Origin of the sequence: Neobacillus sp. C211, from assembly GCF_051842875.1 — a bacterium.
In the GTDB taxonomy this organism is placed as follows: Bacteria; Bacillota; Bacilli; order Bacillales; family Cytobacillaceae; genus Neobacillus.
In genome coordinates this window covers 1-24,164 of sequence record NZ_JBPXRO010000035.1, presented here as the reverse complement: position 1 = coordinate 24,164, position 24,164 = coordinate 1, and the positions used below count along the sequence as shown (strand labels likewise).

The following is a 24,164-nucleotide window of genomic DNA, read 5'->3' as shown; positions in this document are numbered from 1 at the left end:
TTTTCATTTCAAACTTAGTGAGAGCGCTTACGGTAATGCAATTAAGCTCGTAAGCACCATACTAATTATATATATAGTGAATATTGTTATCTAATTAGAGATTATAAAGGGCAATTTCTTTATTTTCAATATAAAAATTATAATATTTAAAGTTTTTTGTAAGTTTTACGTTTTTTAATGGTAATACACACAAAAAAAAGCGGGGATGATCCCGCTTTTAGTTTCCTACTATTTATTCTAATTCCTCATTTGATAAAAATCCGAAACTACTTGATATGTCTTTGCTGGTTTGGATGAAAAATTGACTTAGTTCTTCTTCTTCATTACTGGGGATTAACTCGGAAAAACCTACGATCGTTACAGCTCCAAGGAGTTTCTTTTTAAAGTTAAAGACTGGGAACGAAACGGAGGACACGGATGATACCAGCGGCTCCCTTGCAAAAGAGATTTCTTTTTCCTGAATCAATCTGCGTTCTACTTCCAGCTGGATAACCTTTTCTGGAGGACTTTGTAGCAATTCCCTCGCTTTCCACTCACGAATCGTTTGCTCATCCATAAAGGCCATAAATACTTTCCCGGCTGAGGAATAAATGGGAAGTAAGGTTCCGATCTGAGCTCCAATATTATATCCTCGATTGGTGTTAATATCTTTAACGATCATTGGACCATTATGGGTCCAACTGGAATAAAGGACAGTGCTTGAACTTTTTTCGTTCAGCTCTTGTAAGTATGGGGTGATCCGATCGATAACGTTTTCGTGATCGACTGCTGCCATTCCGTATTCAATTAACTTACTTCCCAGGACATAGGATCCGGTAGCTTTATCACGATAAAGGATTCCTAATTGTGTAAAGGTATTTAAGTATTTATAAAGATTACTTTTTGTAATCTGTGTTAGATCTTGAATATCGGTAAATTTTAATGGCCTTCCTTGTTTGGCCATTAAATCTAGGATACCCATTCCGATTTGTAATGATTGAATGGTCGTTCCTTTTTTGGTGACTTCCATTGTGAACCTCCTTTATACCCTCGTTATTATTTCCTATATTAGCATAGCGGTGATTCATATCCCACAGTTATTCATGACCAATGATACGTAGTAAGGAAATAAATAATTAGGGGAACTTACTACATAATTTTTGGAACTTTAGACTAAAAAAAGAGGTGGAGGTCTTCACATATTTATAAAGTCGATTTATTTAGGAGTATGTTTACATTTCTTTAATCTTATTTACCTAATCCTTACAAAATTTCCATTAATCCTTAATGATTGCTAGATAAACTATAAATAGATATAAAAAGCATTTATGAGGAGGAATATTTACATTATGGAAAATCAAGTATCAAAAGATGGCATGAATCGACGAGATTTCTTAAAAGCGGGAGGAATGAGTACACTTGCAATTACGCTTGGATCAACCGGAGTGTTAACACTTGGTTCAAAAGCATTTGCGGATACTACCAATAATCCAACCAGCGGTTTTGGTGGGTATGGTCCTTTGGTTCAGGATCCGAATGGAGTTCTCGATCTTCCAAAGGGATTTCATTATAAGATTATTTCCGAAGAGGGCGGTCAGCTGACAAACGGCAGAAAAATCCCTGGCGCCTTTGATGGAATGGCAGCTTTTGAAGGACCTAACAATACAACCGTTCTTGTTCGTAATCATGAATTGAGTCCAGGTGCAGCAAATCCGGTGATTGGAACCAAGCCTTATGATGCCGCAGCCGCAGGGGGGACAACTGCGCTAGTTATTAGCCCAAATCGGAACGTCATCAAAGAATATGTAACCTCTTCCGGTACCATTCGAAATTGTGCAGGAGGAGCGACACCTTGGGGTACGTGGCTGACTTGTGAAGAAACACGTTCGGCGACGCACGGATATGTATTCGAAGTGGACCCGCAGCAGCCTGAGAATGAAATGTCCAGAACTCCAATTAAGGAAATGGGACGCTTTTCTCACGAAGCCTGTGCGATTGATCCGGCGACAGGATATGTTTACTTGACTGAGGATGCAACTCCAAGTTATTTCTATCGTTTTATACCAAATGATACCACCCAACAGCCGGGTGCCCTGCAAAAAGGCGGCAAGCTTTATGCGGCGGCGATTGAAGAGGTAGCTGGCCCATCAGCAAGTACATTTAAAACAGGACAAACCTTTAAGATTGTCTGGAAGGAACTAGATCCTCATTTATGCCGCGAGGATGCCAAGGCACAAGGCTGTATTGAATTCAAAAAATTAGAGGGAGCTTTCTTCCAAGCGGGTGTCTTTTGGTTCGATGACAGCTCTGCCGGTGAAAAAAATCTTGGACGCATTTACCGCTACATTCCAGGCACCAATACCTTGGAGCTTTTCTATGAGGCAACAGATGCAAAAGACATGGAATCTCCGGATAACATTGCTATGACTCCATGGGGCGACCTTTGGTTCGTGGAAGATGGAGCAGGTGACGATCGACTTATGGGAATTACACCTGAAGGCAAAATCTATCCTTTTGCTCACAATCGTCTCAATGGATCTGAAATGACAGGGCCTACCTTCTCGCCTGACGGAAACACGCTTTTTGTTAATATTCAAAGCCCAGGCAGAACCTTTGCGATCTGGGGTCCATTTGCCCGCAGTAACTCTGCCCGTGCAAGGGAAATGTCTTACGCTGTTCCTTCGAAAAATTTTGCACCACAGGTTTCTAGCAAGGTTGCCCAGTTTGCCGAGAGTCAAGGAATGTCGATTCTAGAAGCCGCAGCATTTGAGCGCCACGGACTGAAGATTTAACCTTTATATGAATCTATAAAAAGATGTAAACTGGCCCTGTGTCTGGTTTACATCTTTTCTTTTTGAATTATCAAATAGTGGCGTAAAACCCCTTTCTTCAGAAATGGGGATATAAGCCATATTTTTTTCTTTTTACTATCAATTGCTATTCCATAGTAGTACAATAAGTATATGGAACAAATGTTCTGTTAGGAGGTGAAAAAATAAATGGAACCCCATAAAAAGAACATGAAAGAACAGAAGAAAAAAGAATCGAAAGGAGATATTGTCATTCGGAAATTTCCGCTCCGTTTAACCGGCGAGGAGAGAAGATTAGTCGATACTCTACGTATGGAAGCAGCAAATCTGTGGAATGACTGCTTAGATCTCCATTGGTGGCTATATGATGCATATAAGGTTTGGACAAGTGCATCTGAAAAAAAGCAATGGTACAATGCCACCACGCATAAATTACACTCGCAAACGATTCAATCGATCATCGAGCTACATGAAGAAACATGCAAAAGAACAAGGGAGTTACGGGCAAAAGGTGAGAAACAGTGGCGGTACCCTTGGAAATACAAAAAGTTCTTTTCCGTTAAATTTAAAAAAACTGCGATTACATTGTCCGGTAAAAAGCTCAGGTTTAGCAATGGAAAACAACAATCCCCCTTAGTGATCCCTCAACCAAAGCACATTGATTTCCATACGATAAAAAGTGCCGAAATCGTTTGGCACAAAAATCAATACTGGATGCATCTAGCAGTGGAAGTACCAAAACAAAAGCAGGTTCAAGGTAAAAAGGAAGCCGGCTGCGATTTAGGGATCATCCATGCGGCCGTTTTAAGTAACGGAAAAGTCCACCTCATTGTAACAGGAAGAGAACTTCGCTCGTTACAGCGCTACAGAAACAAAAAGTTGAAAGAGTTTCAGAAGCTGATTAGCCGGAAGAAGCCAGGTTCGAATAAAAGGCAAAAGCTCATTTTGCGTAAACGCCGTTTTTTAGAAAAACTGGAACGGAGAATGGAGTATCTATTGCATTCGATTTCGAAAATGGTCACCGATTGGTGTGTGGAAAATCAAATTAAAACACTCTATATCGGAACACCGGATGGCGTTCAAAAGAATACGAAAAAGAAAACCCGTAAAGAAATTCGTCAACAATTGTCCAATTGGAGTTTTGGGCAATTAATCGAAAAAATAAAGTCCAAACTGAAACTTCGAGGAGTCAAAGTCCAACTTGTAGAAGAGTCCTATACTTCTGGTACGTGCCCGTCATGTGGAGAATTCCGCAAACAAAGGAATCGAGACTTCGACTGTCATTGTGGCGCGGAAGGACATCGGGATGTAGTAGGTGCCATGAATATTTTGGACAAGGCTGTCAATAAACAGCTAACGAAAAATCGGGAACTACCTAAAATAGAAGATACAAAGTATCGCCGAGTCCTTTTAGCTCCCATTGTCTCGCGCAATGAGGCTAAAAGGGCAGTGGCGTAGTGCCTATGATTGGGCTGCGGTATGTGGTTTTTACTACATTTCGTAATGAACTGGAGAAGTAGTAAGACCTGGAAGCTCCGGCCGAAAGGTGGCTTTGATGAAGGTTTAAAAAAGAATCCCCTGGATTTATCCATGGGGCGAAGTCAAGTTGGATGGCTCGTTGATGGACCATTTCATAAAAAAAGTCTTAGCACATGGACTAAGACTTCTTTTTCATTTACGCAGCTAGATTCACTTGTAGTTTTCGCCGATAAACGACCTTTGATAATAGAACGCTGCATTCATATAGGAAAATCAGGGGGATGATTACCAATATGTCTGATAGAAAATCCGGCGGGGTGATGAAGATTGCGATTAAAATTAGTACAAAATAGGCGTATTTTCGAATCTTTTGCAATCTATATGGGTTCAGCACTCCGACACTTGTTAGGAACATGATAATCACTGGAAGTTCAAATAAAAATCCAAATGGAAGCGTCATATGAATTAAAAACATAAAGTACTTTTCTGTTGTAAAAAAGGTCATAAACATTTCCTCTGACATCGAGAGGAGGAATTGAAATACCGTTGGAAAAATGACAAAATAGCCGAAGCAAATTCCGATAATAAATAGAAGGAATAGTGCTGGAATATAAGCCAGCGTTGCTTTACGTTCCGTTTCTTTCAATGCGGGACGGACAAACAGCCAAGTTTGATAGGCGGCCATTGGGATGGTTCCTGCAATGGCCACGACACTTGATAGGATCATATAGACCCATAAAATGTCGCTCGGTCCTAATATGGCCAGCTTCACTTCTAAGTCCTTCACTAGCCAGTGATAAATGTCCTGTACATAGATAAAGGATACAATGAAGAACAGGATAAATGTTCCTAGTACGAAAATGAGACGTTTACGTAATTCTTCAAAATGACCAATCAGGGCCATATCGTGGTTTTTCATCTGGACGGTCCTCCTTATGAAAAAGAAGATGCAAGCCTTCTTACATCTTCCTAAAAAATGATTTGGATTAAATGGCTTTATCCTCCTTTTTGGGCAGTGCTTTTGCCGGCTCTTCATCGGAAACTAAATCTCTTGTTGATTTTTTGAATTCCTTTAATGTGGAGCCAACCGCGCGGCCTAATTCCGGTAATTTTGAAGGGCCGAAAATGATTAAGGCGATTACAAGAATAAGAATCAAACCAGGAACCCCAATATTTTGTAGCATTTAAAATTTCCTCCTCTTATATGGCTGTATACCTAAGAAAAAAAGTATGTAGTGGATTTTCATCTCCTTCTATAATTATAGGTTACTACCATCACTATGTTAATTAAGTGAGTGTAAAGAATTGTAAATAAACGATTAATTCTATTAATCGTCTGTAAAAATGTTCGAGATGGGGAAGAAGCGAATCGTGCACGTGATCACGGAAAAACGAAGTCGTCCTAAGTGCTCGCGGAGGCATTTACTCAACGCCTGAAACAGCACCAATGGAAATGGCAGACAATAGATTACCATGAACTTCTGGTAACAAAAAGGTTTCGCTCCCTGTGAAGCCTTTTTGTCATACTTATTAAGCTTTTTGAGGCTTACTGTAAAGGTTGTAACATTATTATCTACCATGTAAGAATCTTAATAGATTTTTAACATAAAAGTTACCCATTCTTTCAATGAAAATCCCAACCTCTATGTTAAGATAATTCAAAGCCAATTTTTCAGGAAGTATTCTTTATTGATATTAAATATAATTGGCGAAACATTAACCATTCTTATATGAATGGTTGAATGTATAAAAGGAGGTCTTTTTTTGAAACGAAAATTACAAGCAATGTTTCTTGCCATACCAATGTTTTTCTCTGTTCCTTCTATCAGCTTTGCAGACGTAGCAGAAGGAGATGTCATTGTTACATTAGGAGAAAACCTAACCGAACAGCAAAAAAATGATATGTTAGCAGAGTTAGCGGTACCGGAAAACGCACAAATTATTACCGTATCTAATAAAGAAGAGCATGATTATTTAGGGGAGTCTATTCCTAAGGCACAAATTGGTTCTATTGCTATTTCATCAGCGAGCATCACAATCGGTGCCAAAGATTCCGGGTTAGACGTTCAAACGAACAATATTACATGGGTTACGGATGAAATGTATACAAATGCCTTGTTTACAGCGGGTGTAAAGGATGCGAAAATTCAGATTACCGCTCCGTTTTCTGTTACAGGTACAGCTGCTTTGACAGGAATAATGAAAGCTTACGAAACGACAACTAATGAAGAAATTCCTGAAGAAATCAAAAAAGTGGCGAATGAAGAAATGGTGAAAACCGCACAGCTCGGTGACTCAATTGGAGCGGAAAATGCTGCTGCTCTCATGGGAAAAGTCAAGGATGAAATCGCCAAGAATGAACCGAAAACAGAAGCTGACTTGCGTGCATTAATTGAACAAGTTGCGACGGAGCTTGGGATTACTTTAAAAGATGCAGAGTTAGATATGTTAGTAGACTTCTTCAATAAACTAAACGCTATGGATATTGACTGGAATCAAGTAAAAGAACAATTTAGTGTTACGACAGAAAAAATCTCGACATATTTGCAATCTGAAGAGGGTCAGTCATTTTTACAAAAGCTGCAAGATTTCTTAAATCGCTTACTTGATGAGGCTCGTGTCCTCTTTGCTTAGAAGGATAAGGGGAATGAGGCGATATATTAATGGCTACACTCCAATCTTAGTTTTGGCATGTTTGTAATCGCGGTTTTAAAATTTATGATCAAGATAAGAATCCTTGAACACGCTGTAAAGGCGTGTTATTTTTTTGATTTCATGTGTACATAAAATTAAAAAGCTCTTTCCATTTTATCGGAAAGAGCCTTTTTGCAGTTAAGGTGCAAAAAAATAAGGATAGTGCCAATAAATTTGGCAAATTGTTTTAAAAAAAGTTAATAAAATAGCGTTTTTAATATAAATATTGTGTCGATCATCCGGGGGGTGCCTTGCATCACTTTTTATGTTTTTCCAACCCAGGCATTTTCTGAGTATCCACGTTCTTCCCAGTACCCAATATGTTCATCTTTAATGAGTTCAATCCGGTTTAACCATTTAACGGATTTGTAAGCGTACATTTTCGGGACGATTAATCGAACAGGACCGCCATTCTGTTGATTAATTAATTTTCCATCTAATAACATGGCGACCATTATATCCTTCTCAATTGCTTGCTTTAGGGATAAGGTATCGGTGTAAACTCCATCAGCAGAATAAAATTTTACGTATTTTGCCTCTTTTTTAATACCTGAATTCTCAAGAAGCTTCTTTAATGGTATGCCTTCCCATGTGATATTATAAACGCTCCAGCCTGTTACACAATGGAAATCACTTACTTGTACATCCCGTTGAAGCTGTACAAATTCACTCCAATTATAATGTTTTTTCTGTTCAACTAGACCATCAATCGTCAGATTCCAATTCTCACTGGTAAATTTCGGAACCTCTGTAACTGTATAATACCGAAAATCTCCCTTCTTGCCCCCGCCAATAGGCGGGGAGGAGTTTGGCTCAGGCTCGGGCAAGGGCTTTAGTTGATTACCATCTGTTAAAGCTTCTGTCTCCCCGTATGTTGGGAGATAAGACCTTATCCATTTTGTAAAGGTTGGTAAAAAGGTAATAGCGATTAGGCTTCCGCTTAACACTTTTAAAAAGGTTCTTCTTTTATAAATCGGATTCCGGTCATCAATGATGATAGGTTCCTGTAAGCTCTTTTCTGATTGTTTTCCTTCCCCCAGTCGATTAAACCATTTACTGCGGGTAATGCTGTGATAGATGGCATATGGGGCCCCAATCCATGTGGCTATATCATGGACGAACAATGACCAGGAGCTAATATATGGTGGAAATTGTCTATGAAAGGTTAACAAAAAACCTGAAGCAATCAGTAGAATTAAGATCGTAAAGATAAGATAGAGATTGCGACGATTATTTTCCTTTTTTTGAAGTGTCTTGAGATGCTTCTTCATCTTAGGAAGATAAAACATCAAAGGTAGACAAAGAATGACTCCAATCCAAATATGAAGATCCCTGATCCATACTCTGACGGATGGAAAAATGGAACGAAAGGAAGAAGAAAATAAGATAAAACCTGTTACACTTAATACTAGAAATAAAATGGCATTAGAATGATGTAGTCGAATAAGTCCTTTGCCGAAATTCAACTTCCTTTGAAAAAAAAGTCTATAATTCATTCCTTACACCGACCTAACGTTTAATAATGGGGATAGTAACAGTAAAAGTACTCCCTTTTTCAAGCGATTTATCCCTTTAATAAATTCCCCTTAATTTTAACATGCTCAAGGGAAAAGTAATAAGCGGTAACCTATTTCCCATCCATGATAACCTCTTCTTTAGCTTTTTTCGCCTCTCCCGAAGCAGAAGCCGACCCTCCAAAAAAAGAAACCATGATTCCGGTAATAATTGCTGTGGAAGTCCATATTCCGGTCTTACTCCTTTAGCAATGGCAAAGTCCATCGCTAAAGGAATCGCTACAATACCGGCGATCAATCCAACAACTACATCTTTCTGAAAATGTCCTAAGTTATACCCTCGAAACCTCCTAGTGGGGAATCATTTAGTCACCTTACTTATAAGACTGGGTATGTTTGTGCTGTTTGACTTTATATCTTTATATCCGTCGATCACCAGATCCAATTTTCCTGTTTCAGGATCAATCACCATCCCATGAACAGCGATATTTTTAAGGAATAATGGGTGACTTTTAATTAAACGGACACTGTTGGCGACACTTTCTTCTACACATTGAAAACCCGTCAGCCACCTGGACAAATCAATCCCAGCGTTTGTGAGAATATCGATCCGCTCCTCGTCAATTCCATTCTGTTTTGCTTTTTTTAGAATAGAGGATGCTTCTAAACCTACCATACCACATCCATGATGACCGATCACACACACTTCTTCAGCCTTTAGTTCATAAATAGCGACTAGAATGCTGCGCATGATACTGCCGAAAGGATGAGAGATCACAGCCCCGGCGTTTTTGATTATTTTCGCGTCCCCATTTCCTAGACCCATTGCTTTGGGGAGCAATTCCAGCAAACGAGTATCCATACAAGTTAGGATGACTAGTTTTTTATCTGGAAATTTTGTCGTCTTAAACTCCTCATACCGGTTTTGATCAACAAAATCCTTGTTGTATTCGAGAATTTTAGAAATCGTGGTCATAATTTTTTCCTCCATTTCATGATTTAGGATGTTTTATTAACATCAGCTCCCTAAAAAGGGGGATGTCCAATTAAATTAACCCAAGCTCACGTTTTGTTTTTCTTTTTGCTTTAGGGTTTGCTTCTTCTTTTGAGAGGGTTGAACATTCTGCAAAAGAAAAATGTTTACACCCTTTACATCGCTTAACATCCAGATTTGAGAGAGCATAATTGATAGCTTCACCTGTATGGGCAAAGAAATTTTCCTTACCTGCCAATTGATAAAAACCAGTTTTCTTAAATAAATCTTCCAATTGCGGCTGGATACCAGAAAATATTACTTGTTGGTTACTATCCTTGAATTTTTTTACAAGATTCATGAGGAGGGCCTCCCCAGACGAATCCACGATGGAAACTTTACTCATTCTTAACAGGAGCACTCTTGGTTCTAAACGCAAAATTTCTTCCATTTCCTTCTCGAACTGCTCGGTGGTGCCAAAGAATAATGGACCTTCTACAGTGTAAATATTAATTTGCGGGCAGTTTGAACCTTGCTTGACCATTTCGGGTTTTACTAGTTTATCGTTTGGATCCGGCAAAACCTTTGATACTTTTAACGTCCTGCTTATTCGGATGACAAAAACGAGGAGAGCTAAAAGCAGACCTACTCCAACGCCTGTAGTTAAATCCATAAAAACGGTTAGCAGAAAAGTAGAGACTACTACAAGGGAATCCATCGTTTTTGATTGTAAAATATGGGCAAATTCCTTGCGCTCACTCATATTCCATGCAACATACATAAGAATGGGAGCCATACTGGCCAAAGGGATGGCAGAGGCATATGGCGCTAACAATACTAACACTAGTACTACGACAACACCGTGTATGACACCTGATAAAGGGGAGAACGCACCGTTTTTAATATTCGTTGCCGTTCGCGCAATCGCACCAGTGGCAGGAATTCCTCCAAATAAAGGGGTGACGATATTGGCCAATCCCTGTCCAATCAATTCTTTGTTACTATCATGCTTACTGCCGGATATGTTGTCTGCTACTAAGGCAGATAATAATGATTCAATCCCCCCAAGCATGGCAATGATGAACGCAGCAGGAAGGAGTTCAATCACTACATTGACCGTTAACTCAGGGAACTCAAATTTTGGTAATTCATTTGGAATGGCTCCATAAGTTGAACCGATGGTTGCAACCTGATTTGGAAAGAACAGTGCAGCAACAACAGTTGAAACCATTAATCCTAACAAGGCACCTGGAATTTTAGGCAAATATTTTGGTGCTAATATGACAATAGCTAAACAAATACTTGCTGTAAAAATACTATAAATATTGATTGTATTTAAATTAAATAAAATTTCTTTCATATTCAAATGAAAGGCTTCTTCTTTTTTTAAGTTTTCAAGCCCCAGGAAATTGGCAATCTGGCCAGAAAAGATAATCACGGCAATTCCAGCAGTAAAGCCGATTACCACTGGACGAGGGATAAATTTAATATACCTTCCTAATTTAAACACACCCATAAGAAGAATTAAAAACCCTGCCAAGAAGCCAGCGATTAACAGCTTTTCATATCCAAACTGGATCACCACTCCCAATAAAACCGGGACAAAGGCTCCAGTCGGGCCTGCAATTTGAAATTTAGAACCTCCAAAAAGAGAAACAAGGATTCCGGCAATTGCCGACGTATAGAGTCCATACTCTGGTCTTACCCCTGAAGCAATCGCGAAAGCCATTGCTAAAGGAATCGCAACAATCCCAACAACTAACCCGGCAATCAAATCTTTTTGAAGATAGCGTAGGTTGTATCCAGAAAACCTTTTAGATGAAACCATTTATTACATCATTCCATTTCTATATTGTATAGTTTTTCACAAGTAAAAAGGACAAAGCTAATTTCCAGTACGACAATGTTTCATAACCTTTCTATTTCTTTTATCAACTTTTGAAACGAGAAATCATAGTTGTAAAAAACCTCCTTCAAATACTTTTTTGTTACCCGGAATCATTATAAAAAAAGAGTTATGTTCCGACGCTCTGTAAAATCCCTGTTGTCTCTTTCCATGTAGAGATACGCTTTGAGGGAAGAAGAGTTTCATTTTTTTGAATTTTGATACATATTTACCAAATTATTCTCTTGTGTTTTAGGGAAATGGTCCAAGAATTTGTTAAAGCAGTAAGAGAAGTATAGTAAATTTTGGGGAGATGGTAAGTTCAAGAAGAAGAGCTCCTTTATTTAATGGGAAGTTGATCCAAGCTATTTTTTACTTAAGGGGATAAAAAAATTTTTTGTCCCTGATAACCATTGAATAAAAATACGTATTATTGTATATTTATAAATAATTATTGCAAAAGGAGATACAAAATGGATATTTATCATGCAGTGACAAGTGATGTTAAAGATATTTATGATTTAGTCCAAATTTATGCTAAAAAAGGAATCGTATTGCCTCGTACGTATTTATCACTCTATCAACATTTACAATGTTTGTATGTTATGAAAGAGGATAATAATATACTAGGGGTTGCAGGATTACATGTTTTAGGACAGGACCTGGCAGAGATACGATCTTTGGTTGTTTCTCCCGATTATGCTGGAAAAGGTATTGGTCGCAAATTAGTAAATCGTATTATAAGTGATGCGCCGAAACTTGGAATTAGCCGTGTAATGTCTTTCACATACGAAACAGAGTTTTTCAAAAAATGTGGTTTTAAGATCGTAGCCAAGGAGACTTTGCCTGAAAAAGTGTGGGTGGATTGTATGAATTGTCCTAAGTTGGATTGCTGTGATGAAGTCGCAATGATAAAGTATGTTGGGTAAGGTGTCAGATAGGTTGCATACAGTGATATTAAACTTGGCAGTTTACAAGAGAAATAGGAATGGCGCCATTATGTGGTGCCCATTTTCTTCGTTGTTTAGCAAAATGATAATTTCCTAGATTTGTAATGGTACAATGCGACGTGCGAGAAAAGACCCAAGTAAATAATTGGCACTGAGTTCATAAGGAAATCATGTAAGAAAGAAAAAGTAATAGGCTAAATGTTCTTTCCTGTGGAGGGGAAAAATGATATTCAAGGCAAAAGAAATAGCAGAAATTCTTTTTTTTGGACAATAATTCGTTTTACCAGAGAAGATAAAGGGAGGATATTGCCCATTAAAATTAACAGTAAATTTATAACTATAAGAAAATTTTTCTGAAAATTCAATTTAAATTTGAAAATGTAAGCGTTTTCCGTTATAATAAATAATGGGTTGGATGGCATGCGTGGCCGTCAGCGTATCTGGCGTAGGTGGGGCCGATACTAGGGACAGATGTAGATTGTCCTTGTAGTAAAATACTTAACATCATTCGTTATATTATATGGAAAATCAAGGATGAAGGAGAATTATAAGAAAAACCCATATAAATGTACTGGATCGATTAAATTGCGATCCAGTTTTTATTTGAAATACGATCAATACTTCGTATATTTAGAAACGACTTTTACGACACCGTTCATTCTCTAAAATTTTAAGATATGAAATGGGAAACGCTTGAAATGATTTACCTCTAATTGTGGATCATATTTGTTATGATTGCACTCGTCCATATAACAGCCCTTCTCAGCTTAAGCGTATGTACTCCACATTTATGCTGGAAGGGCCAAATATTTTAACTAGAGGAAACATTGAAAACTGTTCACCGTGTCGTTCGTTGTATTTCATTCATTTTTTCGTTTTGTTCCATTTGATTTAATTTACTCCTTGTGTATCTATTGGAGAAAAATAACACTACGATGAAAAAAATCAAGCATCCACCCATAATCAACAAGAAATATTGAAACCCTGAAACGAGAACTGAAAACTCCATTCAAATCCCCCTCGTATAATGACTTGTCTTCTATGTATTTCTATGAATGTAAAAAAATCCCTGCCATTAAAGCAGAATAATGTTAAGGTTTGACCTTTTTATGGGAAGTATTTACTATGGGATATGGTTTAATAAAAGGGAATTGAATGAATTAAGTCACAGTATCTAGTTCAACAGCAACGGTGGTTCCTTTTTAAAACAGTCATAAAATGCCCTGGTGAGACGAATCTCTCCCAGGGCATTTTCTATGCATTTCTCGAAACCAATTATGCGCCTTTTCTTTTTTTTGATTGTACAGACTTTGATGAATTAAACAGATACTCTTTTACAGAATTTGTTTGATGTTTCGCTTTTGCTGTGAAAAAAGGATTCAAAATGATAATGGTTAAGAAGTTTGCTGATAATCCCCAGAACCCTTCATAAATTCCATGTGAGCTGTTTGTTCCGTATACTGTAAATGTTGTAGCTAATCCCACAAGTAATCCAATAATTGTTGCTTGTCTCGTTTGATTTTTCCAGAATAAGCTGACAACAATTGCAGGGAAAATTTGAACCATTCCTGAAACACCTAAAAGCTGCAAAGATACTAGTGCTGTAGGGAATAACAGTCCAAATAATAAAGCAAGACCAATGACAACAAACACCATTGAACGAGTGACGAGAGTTAATTTAGCCCCTTTTACGTTGGGATTGATTAAATCACGATAAATGTTGTTTGCAAATAAGTTGGAAGCACCGATGGCCATAATAGAGCATGGAATTAAGGATGCTAAGGCAATTGTTGAATAAGCTAACCCTTGTCCAATCCCGCCGTATGAAACTTGAATTAGATTTAAAAAGGCAAAACGCGGATTGCTTCCTGCAGGTAACACATGGTAAGCAACAAAGCCAAGGAAAATGACCAGAATTAAGACTATATTATATAAAGGCAAGAACATCGCATTTTTTCGAACGGCATCCGCGCTTTTCGCTGTGAATACTCCTGTTGCTCCATGAGCCCACATAAATAATGCCAAGGCTGAGACTACAGACGCTGTCATGAACCATGGAATGCCTTTGGGGCCGTCGGTTGGAATCGTCAGCAATTGTGGTGATTCCTTCACAAGTGTATCAATCATCGGGCTCCAGCCGCCAAAATGGATAATCGGCAGAGAAACCACAAGGAATAACATAATCGCCCATACGAGAACATCTTTAATGATGGCTGTATAGGTTGGGCCTTTGATACCGCTAAAGAATGTAAAAAGTGCCACAAGAAGGAATGACGTAATCACGACTACCTTCACATTAATATATCCTGTTCCAGCTACCTGAAGCGTATCTTGAATCCCTGCTAACTGCAAATCGATATACGGGATAAGCATCAATACGCCGACAATTGCAATAATAGAAGAAAGAAGTTTACTGCCAAAACGCTCCCTCGCATAGTCTGCAAGTGTGGTTAGTTTAAATTTATTCGCTACTTTCCATAGTTTAGGAAGGTAAAAGTATGAAACAAAATAGGCTAAGATACAGTAAGGAATAGCAAAGAATGCAAGACTTCCCCCTGCATAGGCTGTACTCGTCAATCCCAAAAATGTATAAGCTGTATATAAATCAGCCCCTACTAAAAACCAAACCAGCAATCCGCCAAAGCGTCTGCCGCCAACAGACCATTCCTCTACTGAGCTTCGCGAAGATTTATTGCGCCCTGCGATAAATCCAATCAAAACAACGGTCAAGACAATGAAGACTGTGATTAACAAAGCTGTCAAATTTCCATGCATTAGTCAAGACTCCCTTCTGATTTCTGGAGTTGATAAATCCCTAATGTGCATAAAGGTGTTAATACGATCCATAAAAAGAGCCAAAATTGAAGGAAGGGTAATCCTAAAACAACAGGATCAATTCGATTTACGAATGGTAAAACGGCTAATTGAGAAATAAAAGGGAGTATTATTAATAATAATTTAATGAATTTTCTGCTCATTTGGTGTACCTCCTGTTTGATATTCAAATAATACTATTGTCCCGACAATAGTATTGTTAAATAATTTTACATGTAGGTTATAGTAACAATTTTTCCAAGAGATTACAAGTGAATTATTTAATAATTTATAAAATTCGAATTAACTAATTATTTTACAAATCATTATATAGATATATACCTGCACTCAACCTAACATATGTGTAGTAAAGGATTGAATGAAGTTGAAGTTGAAAAGGGCTTCATTTAAAAGTTGTTATGTTAACCACTGTTATCAGGAGCGGTATGAAGGACAAAAGTTGCCGGAGAAGCACAAGAGATGTGTCCCATCATAAGGGGCCGTTTATGAAACATCAGATAGGTTCAGATTCTTTTGGGTGGACTTTGAGGAGCCAACCTATGAGGAAACAAAGCTGCTAAGTGAATACTTTCATTTTCATCCATTAGCAATTGGTTATTGGGATCTGTGTCCTTTTTGCAGTCTCTGATGAATTCCACCAGTTATTTGTAGCGGGCAGAGGGGCTCAGGTAAAAGATGTTTTCATTGATAGTGCGGGAGCGATAGTGGGAATTGTGATTTATGGGATAGTGAATCGATTTTTATCAAAAAAAAGCGTAAAACCCCTATGAGATAAGGATTTTTACGCTTTTTTTTAGATGATACTGTTGCCGGTCCAGCCTATTAGAAAATAAAATGAGTGATTACTTTGATCCAACCGAAAAACGCAATCCATAACGGAACACTTAGTGATGTACCCCAAATTAATCCAATTAATAGATTCCCCTGCTTGTCCATGAAATCCACTCCTATGATCGACATAGATAAACATTTATGGTTTTTGAGTTTTATTGATAACGCTTTCAATAGTTGAGATCTCAAATAGGCCTTCCCCAACTAAGGGGTGTTAAGTTTTCAGATTGTTTCCTTTATGATACCCAACCACTGTTAGGGAAAAACGTAGAAATGCGCGAAAGTTGAAAAAATATTTCGACAATAAATGTGGTGAAGTGCGAATGGATGTAAGACTGTCGTTGCGTCACTTTATTATCATATTAAATAGGTTAATAGGGCTATTTAATCCATAGTAATCGATGGTATAATATGAAAATAAACACATAGTTCGTACGAAAGGGCACTCCCATTGAAAGATGGTGTCGCAAAACTAGAGGGGCTAAGGTTGTCAAAACTATGCTAGCCAGTTACCGAATATGATCGATCACCTTACTACGAATTATAAAACACACTCTAGGAGGTAATACTATGTTTATATTTATTGCAGGCCTATTTGTTGGATCGTTCTCTATGCTTTTGATTATGAGTCTAATGGTTGCAGCGAAAAGAGGAGACCAGTTAATCGAAACACATCGATAAAATGAAAGCGTTTTCTAAAACAATCCCGTCTTTTAGGGGTTGTTTTTTTATTTTTAGGACAGGCGATCAGAGATTCAATCACATTTTCGTCGCTAGTATCTCTACGTGACTGACTTCTTTGCCAAAGCCTATTTTTAAAAGGGTTACCTCCCCACTCCAAAGCGAAAAAAAGCCGAATGATGCTTTATCATCATTCGACTTAATATAGTTACCAATCCATTCTATTTAAAAGTTCTGAGCTACTAGATCTTTGATTTTGTCCTGATTAATCACTAGCTGGTAGTTATTTGCTTTTAAGATATCATCGTACATTCTTTTTCCTTCACCGGGGATTTGGTGGTATTCCAGCTGGGTGTTGGGGTCGAAATCTTTCGATGCTAGTCCAAGGCTTAACATATCTTGTGTAGACATATTGGTCGCAATCACAAAGTCAGGAATGGATTTCACTAATGAAGGCAAGTTGGTGATATTTTTTGGACTTAAGGCCTTCTTTGCAATTCCTTTTAGTGCTTCTTCTTGTAACTTTTGACGACCATATTCGCCACTTGCGAGGGAATAGCGCTCGTGTACAACCTCAGCTACCATTTTTCCGTCAAAGGAATGGGTTCCAGCACTTATCACTTTATCCTTGTTTTCACCATACCAAGGATGCGTTAATTTCACATCAAATGGTACGCTCATCTCAATGCCATCAACGGCATCAACCATTGCTTGAAAGCCGCCATAATTGGTTTCAACATAGTAATTGATCGGAGTTCCTGTTAATTCAGCGACTGCATTGACTGCTGCTTCTACTCCTTTTTGGGCCCCTTTTGTGGCCTGCATAATATATTGAACACTTGTTAGTTTGGTATAGCCGTACCCATCTAAATGAACGCGGGTATCACGTGGAATGCTAATCGCATCATATTGATGTTTTGTTAAATCGACATGGACCAACATCATCGAATCCGAGTGACCCACATTTTGTCCTTTTCGTTCATCGGACCCGATCAATAACAGGTTAAAAACGGGTTCTTTTACCTCGACAGATTCACTTGTTGATGTGGAATCGTCCGTTTTTCCTGAACTAACTACAGGCACCGTGGTAAAATGATTATTCGGCTGTATCTTATAGTATTCATATCCAAGGCCCGCAACAATGAGTAAAATAATCCCCAATATGCTAAAGCCGGCAATCTTCCATTTGCGTTTATTCTTCTTTTTCATAATTTCCTCCGATGGATTAGCAAAATCAATTCTATTAATTTTACAGTTTTTGAATCATCTATTCAATCATAATTTATGGGAAAACATTGGCATTCTTGTGTCAATCCAGTCAATTATTATTAGATTCACAGCTATCCCGAAAATAATCACCAAAACCACCCTAGAAATCGGTCTTTTTCAAACGTTTTTTAAACCAACGAACATGCCTGTTCGCACTCAGCAGTGGAATATTTCGTGAACTACAAAATAAGCATATATACATAAAGGAATGAAACCCGATAGGCAGCCCAAACCAAAATTCCTTCCCTAACGACCCGGAATGGAGGTTACGATGAAAGCTATTATTCTAGCAGGTGGAAGCGGGACACGCTTATATCCGTTAACGATGGTCACCAGTAAACAATTATTACCCATTTATGATAAGCCGATGGTCTATTATCCGCTTTCCACCTTAATGCTTGCAGGAATTCGTGATATTCTGATTATTTCAACTCCAGAGGATACCCCGCGTTTCGAGGCGCTGCTCGGTGATGGATCACAGTTTGGAATACATCTAGAATATAAAATCCAGGCGAGCCCAGATGGATTAGCCCAGGCTTTTTTAATTGGGGAAGAGTTTATTGGCGATGATTCTGTCGCGATGATTTTAGGAGACAATATTTTCTACGGCAGTGGGATGCGAAAAATTCTCCAACGTGCGGCTCAAAAGGAGAGTGGGGCAACCATTTTTGGTTACCATGTACAACATCCAGAGCGTTTTGGTGTAGTGGAATTTAATGAAAATGGAAAAGTATTAACCGTCGAAGAAAAACCGCAGGTACCAAAATCAAATTATGCGATCACGGGTTTGTACTTTTACGACAATCGAATTGTGGATATTGCCAAAAGTGTCAGACCTTCGGCACGAGGTGAGTTAGAGATTACCACTGTAAATGATCGATATTTACGGATGGGAGAACTCGAGGTTGAGCTGCTTGGGCGGGGTTTTACGTGGATGGATACGGGAACACATCAAAGTTTAGTGGAAGCCACTAATTTTGTAAAAACAATTGAGGATCATCAAGGAATTAAAATCGCTGCACCCGAAGAAATCGCCTATATCAATGGCTGGATTGATATTGATAGATTAATTGAATCAGGTGAGAGATTCTCCAAGACAGGTTATGGCCAATATTTATTAAAAGTAGCCAATGGCAGCATCAAGTATTAAAAGAGGTGATAGGTTGAATGTGATTGAGACTTCCCTGCCAGGGGTAATGATTATCGAGCCAGAACTTTTTGGCGATCATCGCGGTTGGTTTATGGAGACCTATAGTGAGGGAAGGCTGCAGGAAGCAGGAATCGATGTGAAATTTGTTCAAGATAACCAATCATTCTCGGCAGCAAAAGGGACATTACGGGGATTGCATTATCAATTACATCCAAAAGCGCAAACCAAGCTCGTTCGCTGTACCAAAGGGGCGATATTTGATGTGGCCGTCGATCTTCGTAAAGGCAGCCACACGTATGGGAAGTGGTTTGGAATCGAGTTAAGTGCGGAAAATAAACGTCAATTATTGATTCCTAAGGGGTTTGCACATGGATTTTTGACGTTGTCCGATGAGGTGGAAGTTCAATATAAAGTAGACCACTTGTATACACCTGAATGTGACCGGGGCATCATCTGGAACGATCCAACCATTGGAATTGAATGGCCAGTTGTGACTCCGATACTATCTACAAAGGATGAAATGGCTCCATTCCTGGCAGATGCAGAAAATAATTTTAACTTTGGAGAATAAACGATGAAAATTCTAGTGACGGGTTTTACAGGACAGCTCGGTTTTGATGTGGTTCGTGAAGGGGCGAGGCGCAGTATTGAAATGGTTGGCGTGGGGTCAAAAGATCTGGACATAACAGATGAGCGTTCTGTTTACAAGGTTGTAAAAGAAATCAACCCGGATGCGATAATCCATTGTGCTGCCTATACGGCGGTTGATCAAGCAGAGGACGATCAAGAAAATTGCTGGAAGTTGAATGTTGATGGGACCAAGTATTTAGCCTGCGCCGCCAAGGAACTAAGGGCTAAATTTATGTTTATCAGTACAGATTATGTTTTTGATGGATGGGGTGATGCACCTTTTGACGAATCGAGCGCGCCCAACCCCGTCGGTTATTACGGGCAGACCAAATATGAAGCGGAGAAAATTGTCCAAACGACCTTATCCGATTGGTTCATCGTCCGGATATCATGGGTTTTTGGATTAAACGGGAATAATTTTGTGAAAACGATGCTGCGATTGTCTGAAACTAAAAATGAACTACATGTGGTGGGAGATCAAGTGGGTTCGCCAACGAATAGCTTGGATTTGTCGCGTTTATTAATTGATATGATTCAAACGGATCGATATGGAATCTATCATGCCACGAATGAGGGATTCTGTAGCTGGGCTGAATTTGCCGAAGAAATTTTTCACAAAGCGGGCAAAATAGTAAAAGTCCATTCGATTAAAACAGAGGAATATCCGACAAGGGCCGCCCGTCCCAAGAACTCGCGATTGTCGAAGCAAAAGCTACTGGACAATGGATTTATTCCATTGCCGTCTTGGCAGGAATCCTTAAAGCAGTACTTAAAAGCGTTAAAGCAAGAGGTGAAGTCATGCAAGGGAAAAAGCTTCTTGTAACTGGTGGAGCCGGATTCATCGGTGGAAACTTTGTTCAATATATGATTAACAAATACCCTCAGTATGAAATTTATAATTTAGATGGATTAACCTATGCGGGCGATCTAACCAAGCACTGTGAGATCGAAAAGAAGGAAAACTATCATTTTATGAAAGCCGATATTGCTGATCGGGAAACCATTCTACCGCTTTTTGAAAAAGAAAAGTTTGATTATGTGGTCCACTTCGCGGCAGAAAGCCATGTCGATCGCTCGATTACGGACCCAGAAATATTTGTTCGGACGAATGTGCTAGGGACGCAAGTGTTACTTGATGCCGCCAAACAAATAGAGGTCACCAAGTTTGTTCATGTATCAACGGATGAGGTATATGGAGAGTTAGAGCTGGATTCATCGACATTGTTTACAGAAGAGACGCCGTTACAGCCCAATAGTCCATACAGTGCAAGTAAAGCCTCCTCTGATTTCTTGGTTCGTGCCTATCACGAAACATTTGGACTGCCAGTTAATATTACACGCTGTTCCAATAACTATGGTCCCTTCCATTTTCCAGAGAAATTGATCCCGTTAACGATTTCTCGCGTAGTAAATAATCAGAAGGTACCAATTTATGGTGACGGAAAGAATATCCGTGATTGGCTGCATGTCCATGATCATTGTGCAGCATTAGACCTTGTTTTGCATAAGGGTGTTACCGGTGAAGTCTATAACATAGGCGGGCACAACGAGCGGACCAATTTAGAAGTGGTAAAAACGATTATTACCACGTTAGGAAAATCGGAAGAGTTCATTGAGTTTGTCCCTGACCGTTTAGGTCATGATAAGCGCTACGCCATTGACCCTACGAAGTTAGAGAAGCTAGGGTGGAAACCAATTTACACATTCGAAACGGGAGTCTCGCAAACGATTGAATGGTATTTGGATAACAAGTGGTGGTGGGAGCAAATTATTAGTGGGGAATACAAGAATTACTTCAAGAAGTAGTATTCTTTAGATCAATCATAGATTGTCAAAGCCCTGTATTCACTATCGTGGATCCGGGGCTTTTTATTTTTATGGCATCGCGGTTCTGCTAGTAAAGCTTTCCTGCTAAACTAACTAATTTTACCCATTAAATACCAAGAAATTAGTATATTTAAACTAAGATTTGATTATGTAGCAAACGCACCATAGTTCATCGACCTTCCTCTCCCAGCCGTAGAATCAGTATTGACGGTTTAAAACAATTTTCCTTCTCTGTGGTGAAGCGCTGATTTTTGCGCTTCATGGATGGCTAAAGGGGCAGATTAGCTGAATAAGACTTTGACGATTTTTTCTCACTTGCGATTAAGTGGTGCTAAAATAAACAAGTACAAGAATGACAAAATAGAGGTGTAGGAATGAAGTTAGAGGAGTTTACAATTGGACAGGAGTTCCAAACTAAATCATTAAAATTAACAAAAGAGGATATTATGAGGTTTGCAGGTGAATTTGATCCTCAATATATGCATTTGGATGAGGAAAAAGCAAATCAGGGAAGGTTTAATGGAATTATTGCCTCCGGTATACATACACTAGCCATTTCTTTTAAGCTTTGGGTTGAAGAAGGTATCTATGGTGATGATGTTATTGCTGGAACACGAATGAATAATATTAAATTTATAAAGCCCGTGTTTCCTGAAGACGAATTGCAAATCACTGTTAAAGTTATTGATAAGAAAGCAACTAAAGATGAAACAGGTATCCTTACTGTATTGTTATCTACCTTCAATCATAAAGATGAAAAAGTTTTTGAGGGTGACTTGTCTGTATTGATAAAGCGATGAAGGGGCATTTAAAAAACGGGCAGTTTAGATTGGTTGGTTAACTACCGAGTGCTTTTGTTGAAAATGGGTGAGTGGCACGTTTGAAACAAATGAGGACAAAAAACCGTTCAGTTGTCTGAACGGAGAAAGTTGAATTAGGAGTGTTAATAAATGAAATTTATATCCCTGTTTTAACGCCAAAACCTACTAACATTAAGCCAGTTGATTTTTGGAATACTTTCTGGAATTTGGAGTTATTCAACCATTTTTTTGCGTAATCAATTACATAAACAAGGGTTAGAAACCACAATACAGCAAGTAAAGTAAGGATTGATGCTAACACAATCAATTGCTGATTTACATTTCCGTTCAAATCGATAAATTGAGGCATGATAGTTATATAAACCAAAACAGTCTTTGGATTAAGAACATTACTAAGTAATGCTTGCATAAAGGACTCTTTATTATGCCGACTTGAAGAATTGGTAGGAGCATTCGCTTGTGCTTGAATTTCCTCTAAAGAGAACAAACTTTTAGCAAAAAAACTTTTTATACCCAAATAAATTAAGTAAGCAGCTCCCAAATATTTGATTGTACTGAAAAGAATTACAGACTTTGCAATGACAACAGATAATCCAAGAATAGCAATAAGCGTCCAAAAAGAAAGTCCCGTTGCCATTCCGAGAACTGTATAACGTCCAGCTTTTGGTCCATAGCTGAGTGTGTTTTTCACCAATAGCATAGTATCTGCTCCTGGAATAACAACCATCATTGCAGCAATTGAAATGTATGTTAGTAAGCTATCCATGTTTTTTCTCCCTTCCTTTGCTAATAGTGACTACCGAGGTAACTACTTACCAAGAGTATATCAGAAGCCTTTGGAAATAATCAACAGATTTTGATAAAATATTAGTTACTAAGGTAGCGACTAATATTCTATTGGAGGGTTTATGAAAGAAATCATTTTTGAAACATTAAAGAATCTAAATTTTACCGAATATGAAGCGAAAGCGTATCTTACCTTATTGGAGGAATCTCCATTAACTGGATATGCAGTAGCGAAAAATTCTGGTGTACCACGTTCAAGAATATATGAAGTTCTAGATAGTCTCGCCATACGAGGAGATATTCTGGTTAGTCCTGGAAACACGCCACAGTATACTCCTGTTCCTGCAAAGGAGCTAATTAAAAACCGCCGAAGGAAAGCAGAAGAGAATTTTGAACTGGCAGAAAAATCACTAGCGGAGTTCGAACGTTCTGCAAATGACCGTGAAAATATCTGGAATATCACGGGACACAATGAAATACTCCATAAGGTAAAAGTTTGTATATTATCTGCAAAAAAAAGAATTCTCTTAGAGGTTTGGAAAGAGGAATTCGAAGAATTGGAGTCTGAACTAAGACAGGCAGTAAAAAGAGGGGTCAACGTAACAATTATTGCTTATGGGGAAATCGTCACTGATTTTGCTAATGTTTACCTACATTATATGGGTCATGAAATTACAGAAGAGTATGGTGGACGATGGCTTGTTATTAGTGGAGATGATTCAGAAGTAGTAGCAGGTATTGTCTCGCTGGGTAAAGATAGCCGTGCAGCATGGACAAGGCATGTTGGGTTAGTAATGCCAATTACAGAAGTCATGATTCATGATTTGTATCTCATGGAAATTATGGAGAAACATAGAGAACTTTTAGAGGAAAGTTTTGGGGAAAACCTCGTGAATTTACGTCAAAAATTTTCTATTCACCCAGATTTTAAAAAACATTATGTAAAATAAATTTGTATGATTATCTGTTTTATATAACATAAGAAGAACAGCATTTCTTCATAGCAAATAGGCTGCTCTTCTTCAACTAAAGGAGCAGTTATATGTAGTA

The 24,164-nt window shown here is 38.4% G+C and carries 22 protein-coding genes, 1 pseudogene and 1 riboswitch; of the genes and pseudogenes, 11 read left to right on the top strand and 12 right to left on the bottom strand.

What is annotated here, in order from left to right:
- Window positions 1–232: 232 nt before the first annotated feature.
- Window positions 233–1,009, bottom strand: coding sequence for an IclR family transcriptional regulator (locus ACSU6B_RS24450; RefSeq protein ID WP_410888896.1), 777 nt, complete (start codon window positions 1,007–1,009; stop codon window positions 233–235).
- 319 nt (window positions 1,010–1,328) lie between these two features.
- Between ACSU6B_RS24450 and ACSU6B_RS24445 the strand changes: the two genes are divergently transcribed.
- Together ACSU6B_RS24445 and ACSU6B_RS24440 are read left to right on the top strand one after the other, a co-directional pair.
- A complete protein-coding gene (locus ACSU6B_RS24445) occupies window positions 1,329–2,771 on the top strand; it encodes an alkaline phosphatase PhoX (protein ID WP_410888894.1) in 1,443 nt (480 codons plus the stop codon).
- A gap of 207 nt (window positions 2,772–2,978) precedes the next feature.
- Window positions 2,979–4,247, top strand: a complete 1,269-nt coding sequence (locus tag ACSU6B_RS24440) for an RNA-guided endonuclease InsQ/TnpB family protein (RefSeq protein ID WP_410888893.1) — start codon at window positions 2,979–2,981, stop codon at window positions 4,245–4,247.
- Between the two features lie 217 nt (window positions 4,248–4,464).
- On the opposite strand, the gene tatC is transcribed toward ACSU6B_RS24440, so the two are convergent.
- Together tatC and tatA are read right to left on the bottom strand one after the other, a co-directional pair.
- Window positions 4,465–5,187: a twin-arginine translocase subunit TatC gene (tatC, locus tag ACSU6B_RS24435; RefSeq protein WP_410888891.1), complete on the bottom strand. Its 723-nt coding sequence runs from the start codon at window positions 5,185–5,187 to the stop codon at window positions 4,465–4,467.
- 67 nt (window positions 5,188–5,254) lie between these two features.
- On the bottom strand, window positions 5,255–5,452 hold the full coding sequence (gene tatA / locus ACSU6B_RS24430) for a twin-arginine translocase TatA/TatE family subunit (RefSeq protein ID WP_410888889.1): 198 nt from the start codon (window positions 5,450–5,452) through the stop codon (window positions 5,255–5,257).
- A gap of 580 nt (window positions 5,453–6,032) precedes the next feature.
- On the opposite strand from tatA, the gene ACSU6B_RS24425 reads away from it, so the two are divergent.
- Complete coding sequence (locus ACSU6B_RS24425) at window positions 6,033–6,902, top strand: DUF1002 domain-containing protein (RefSeq protein WP_410888888.1); 870 nt, start codon at window positions 6,033–6,035, stop codon at window positions 6,900–6,902.
- A 323-nt stretch (window positions 6,903–7,225) separates the two neighbouring features.
- Here the strand turns inward: ACSU6B_RS24425 and ACSU6B_RS24420 are convergent, their stop codons facing one another.
- The 4 genes and pseudogenes from ACSU6B_RS24420 to ACSU6B_RS24405 form a co-directional block, all read right to left on the bottom strand.
- Window positions 7,226–8,428, bottom strand: a complete 1,203-nt coding sequence (locus ACSU6B_RS24420) for a molybdopterin-dependent oxidoreductase (RefSeq protein ID WP_410888886.1) — start codon at window positions 8,426–8,428, stop codon at window positions 7,226–7,228.
- Window positions 8,429–8,649: 221 nt separating this feature from the next.
- Window positions 8,650–8,831: pseudogene (locus ACSU6B_RS24415) on the bottom strand (SulP family inorganic anion transporter); the annotation flags it as partial.
- A 6-nt stretch (window positions 8,832–8,837) separates the two neighbouring features.
- On the bottom strand, window positions 8,838–9,452 hold the full coding sequence (locus tag ACSU6B_RS24410) for a beta-class carbonic anhydrase (protein ID WP_410888885.1): 615 nt from the start codon (window positions 9,450–9,452) through the stop codon (window positions 8,838–8,840).
- A gap of 70 nt (window positions 9,453–9,522) precedes the next feature.
- Window positions 9,523–11,277: a SulP family inorganic anion transporter gene (locus tag ACSU6B_RS24405; RefSeq protein ID WP_410888883.1), complete on the bottom strand. Its 1,755-nt coding sequence runs from the start codon at window positions 11,275–11,277 to the stop codon at window positions 9,523–9,525.
- Between the two features lie 530 nt (window positions 11,278–11,807).
- On the opposite strand from ACSU6B_RS24405, the gene ACSU6B_RS24400 reads away from it, so the two are divergent.
- Complete coding sequence (locus ACSU6B_RS24400) at window positions 11,808–12,263, top strand: N-acetyltransferase (RefSeq protein ID WP_215004464.1); 456 nt, start codon at window positions 11,808–11,810, stop codon at window positions 12,261–12,263.
- An 859-nt stretch (window positions 12,264–13,122) separates the two neighbouring features.
- Here the strand turns inward: ACSU6B_RS24400 and ACSU6B_RS24395 are convergent.
- The 3 genes from ACSU6B_RS24395 to ACSU6B_RS24385 all read right to left on the bottom strand — a co-directional run bounded on the left by ACSU6B_RS24395 (window position 13,123) and on the right by ACSU6B_RS24385 (window position 15,262).
- Window positions 13,123–13,293 (bottom strand): hypothetical protein, encoded by a 171-nt coding sequence (locus ACSU6B_RS24395; RefSeq protein ID WP_410888881.1) that lies wholly within the window; start codon window positions 13,291–13,293, stop codon window positions 13,123–13,125.
- A gap of 266 nt (window positions 13,294–13,559) precedes the next feature.
- The gene (locus ACSU6B_RS24390) at window positions 13,560–15,059 is read right to left on the bottom strand and encodes a sodium:solute symporter family protein (protein WP_410888880.1); all 1,500 of its coding nucleotides are present in this window, start codon (window positions 15,057–15,059) and stop codon (window positions 13,560–13,562) included.
- On the bottom strand, window positions 15,059–15,262 hold the full coding sequence (locus ACSU6B_RS24385) for a DUF3311 domain-containing protein (protein WP_410888878.1): 204 nt from the start codon (window positions 15,260–15,262) through the stop codon (window positions 15,059–15,061). The genes ACSU6B_RS24390 and ACSU6B_RS24385 overlap by 1 nt, the downstream gene beginning before the upstream one ends.
- Before the next feature lie 447 nt (window positions 15,263–15,709).
- On the opposite strand from ACSU6B_RS24385, the gene ACSU6B_RS24380 reads away from it, so the two are divergent.
- Window positions 15,710–15,889, top strand: a complete 180-nt coding sequence (locus ACSU6B_RS24380; RefSeq protein WP_410888876.1) for a VanZ family protein — start codon at window positions 15,710–15,712, stop codon at window positions 15,887–15,889.
- A gap of 492 nt (window positions 15,890–16,381) precedes the next feature.
- A riboswitch (cyclic di-GMP riboswitch) is annotated at window positions 16,382–16,467 on the top strand.
- 389 nt (window positions 16,468–16,856) lie between these two features.
- On the opposite strand, the gene ACSU6B_RS24375 is transcribed toward ACSU6B_RS24380, so the two are convergent.
- Window positions 16,857–17,840 carry an LCP family protein gene (locus ACSU6B_RS24375; RefSeq protein WP_410888875.1) on the bottom strand — a complete coding sequence of 328 codons (984 nt, stop codon included), beginning with the start codon at window positions 17,838–17,840 and terminating at the stop codon, window positions 16,857–16,859.
- A 331-nt stretch (window positions 17,841–18,171) separates the two neighbouring features.
- Between ACSU6B_RS24375 and rfbA the strand changes: the two genes are divergently transcribed.
- From rfbA to ACSU6B_RS24350, 5 genes are all read left to right on the top strand, one after another.
- On the top strand, window positions 18,172–19,050 hold the full coding sequence (gene rfbA, locus ACSU6B_RS24370) for a glucose-1-phosphate thymidylyltransferase RfbA (RefSeq protein WP_410888874.1): 879 nt from the start codon (window positions 18,172–18,174) through the stop codon (window positions 19,048–19,050).
- 13 nt (window positions 19,051–19,063) lie between these two features.
- On the top strand, window positions 19,064–19,621 hold the full coding sequence (gene rfbC / locus ACSU6B_RS24365) for a dTDP-4-dehydrorhamnose 3,5-epimerase (RefSeq protein ID WP_410888872.1): 558 nt from the start codon (window positions 19,064–19,066) through the stop codon (window positions 19,619–19,621).
- A 3-nt stretch (window positions 19,622–19,624) separates the two neighbouring features.
- Window positions 19,625–20,503 carry a dTDP-4-dehydrorhamnose reductase gene (rfbD, locus tag ACSU6B_RS24360; protein WP_410888871.1) on the top strand — a complete coding sequence of 293 codons (879 nt, stop codon included), beginning with the start codon at window positions 19,625–19,627 and terminating at the stop codon, window positions 20,501–20,503.
- On the top strand, window positions 20,479–21,486 hold the full coding sequence (gene rfbB / locus ACSU6B_RS24355; RefSeq protein ID WP_410888869.1) for a dTDP-glucose 4,6-dehydratase: 1,008 nt from the start codon (window positions 20,479–20,481) through the stop codon (window positions 21,484–21,486). The genes rfbD and rfbB overlap by 25 nt, the downstream gene beginning before the upstream one ends.
- Window positions 21,487–21,881: 395 nt before the next feature.
- Window positions 21,882–22,307 (top strand): MaoC family dehydratase, encoded by a 426-nt coding sequence (locus ACSU6B_RS24350; RefSeq protein WP_214997895.1) that lies wholly within the window; start codon window positions 21,882–21,884, stop codon window positions 22,305–22,307.
- A 157-nt stretch (window positions 22,308–22,464) separates the two neighbouring features.
- On the opposite strand, the gene ACSU6B_RS24345 is transcribed toward ACSU6B_RS24350, so the two are convergent.
- Window positions 22,465–23,094 (bottom strand): homoserine/threonine efflux transporter, encoded by a 630-nt coding sequence (locus ACSU6B_RS24345; protein WP_214997894.1) that lies wholly within the window; start codon window positions 23,092–23,094, stop codon window positions 22,465–22,467.
- A 142-nt stretch (window positions 23,095–23,236) separates the two neighbouring features.
- Here ACSU6B_RS24345 and ACSU6B_RS24340 point away from each other — a divergent pair, with 142 nt between their 5' ends.
- Window positions 23,237–24,064 (top strand): TrmB family transcriptional regulator, encoded by an 828-nt coding sequence (locus ACSU6B_RS24340; RefSeq protein ID WP_410888868.1) that lies wholly within the window; start codon window positions 23,237–23,239, stop codon window positions 24,062–24,064.
- Window positions 24,065–24,164: the final 100 nt, after the last annotated feature.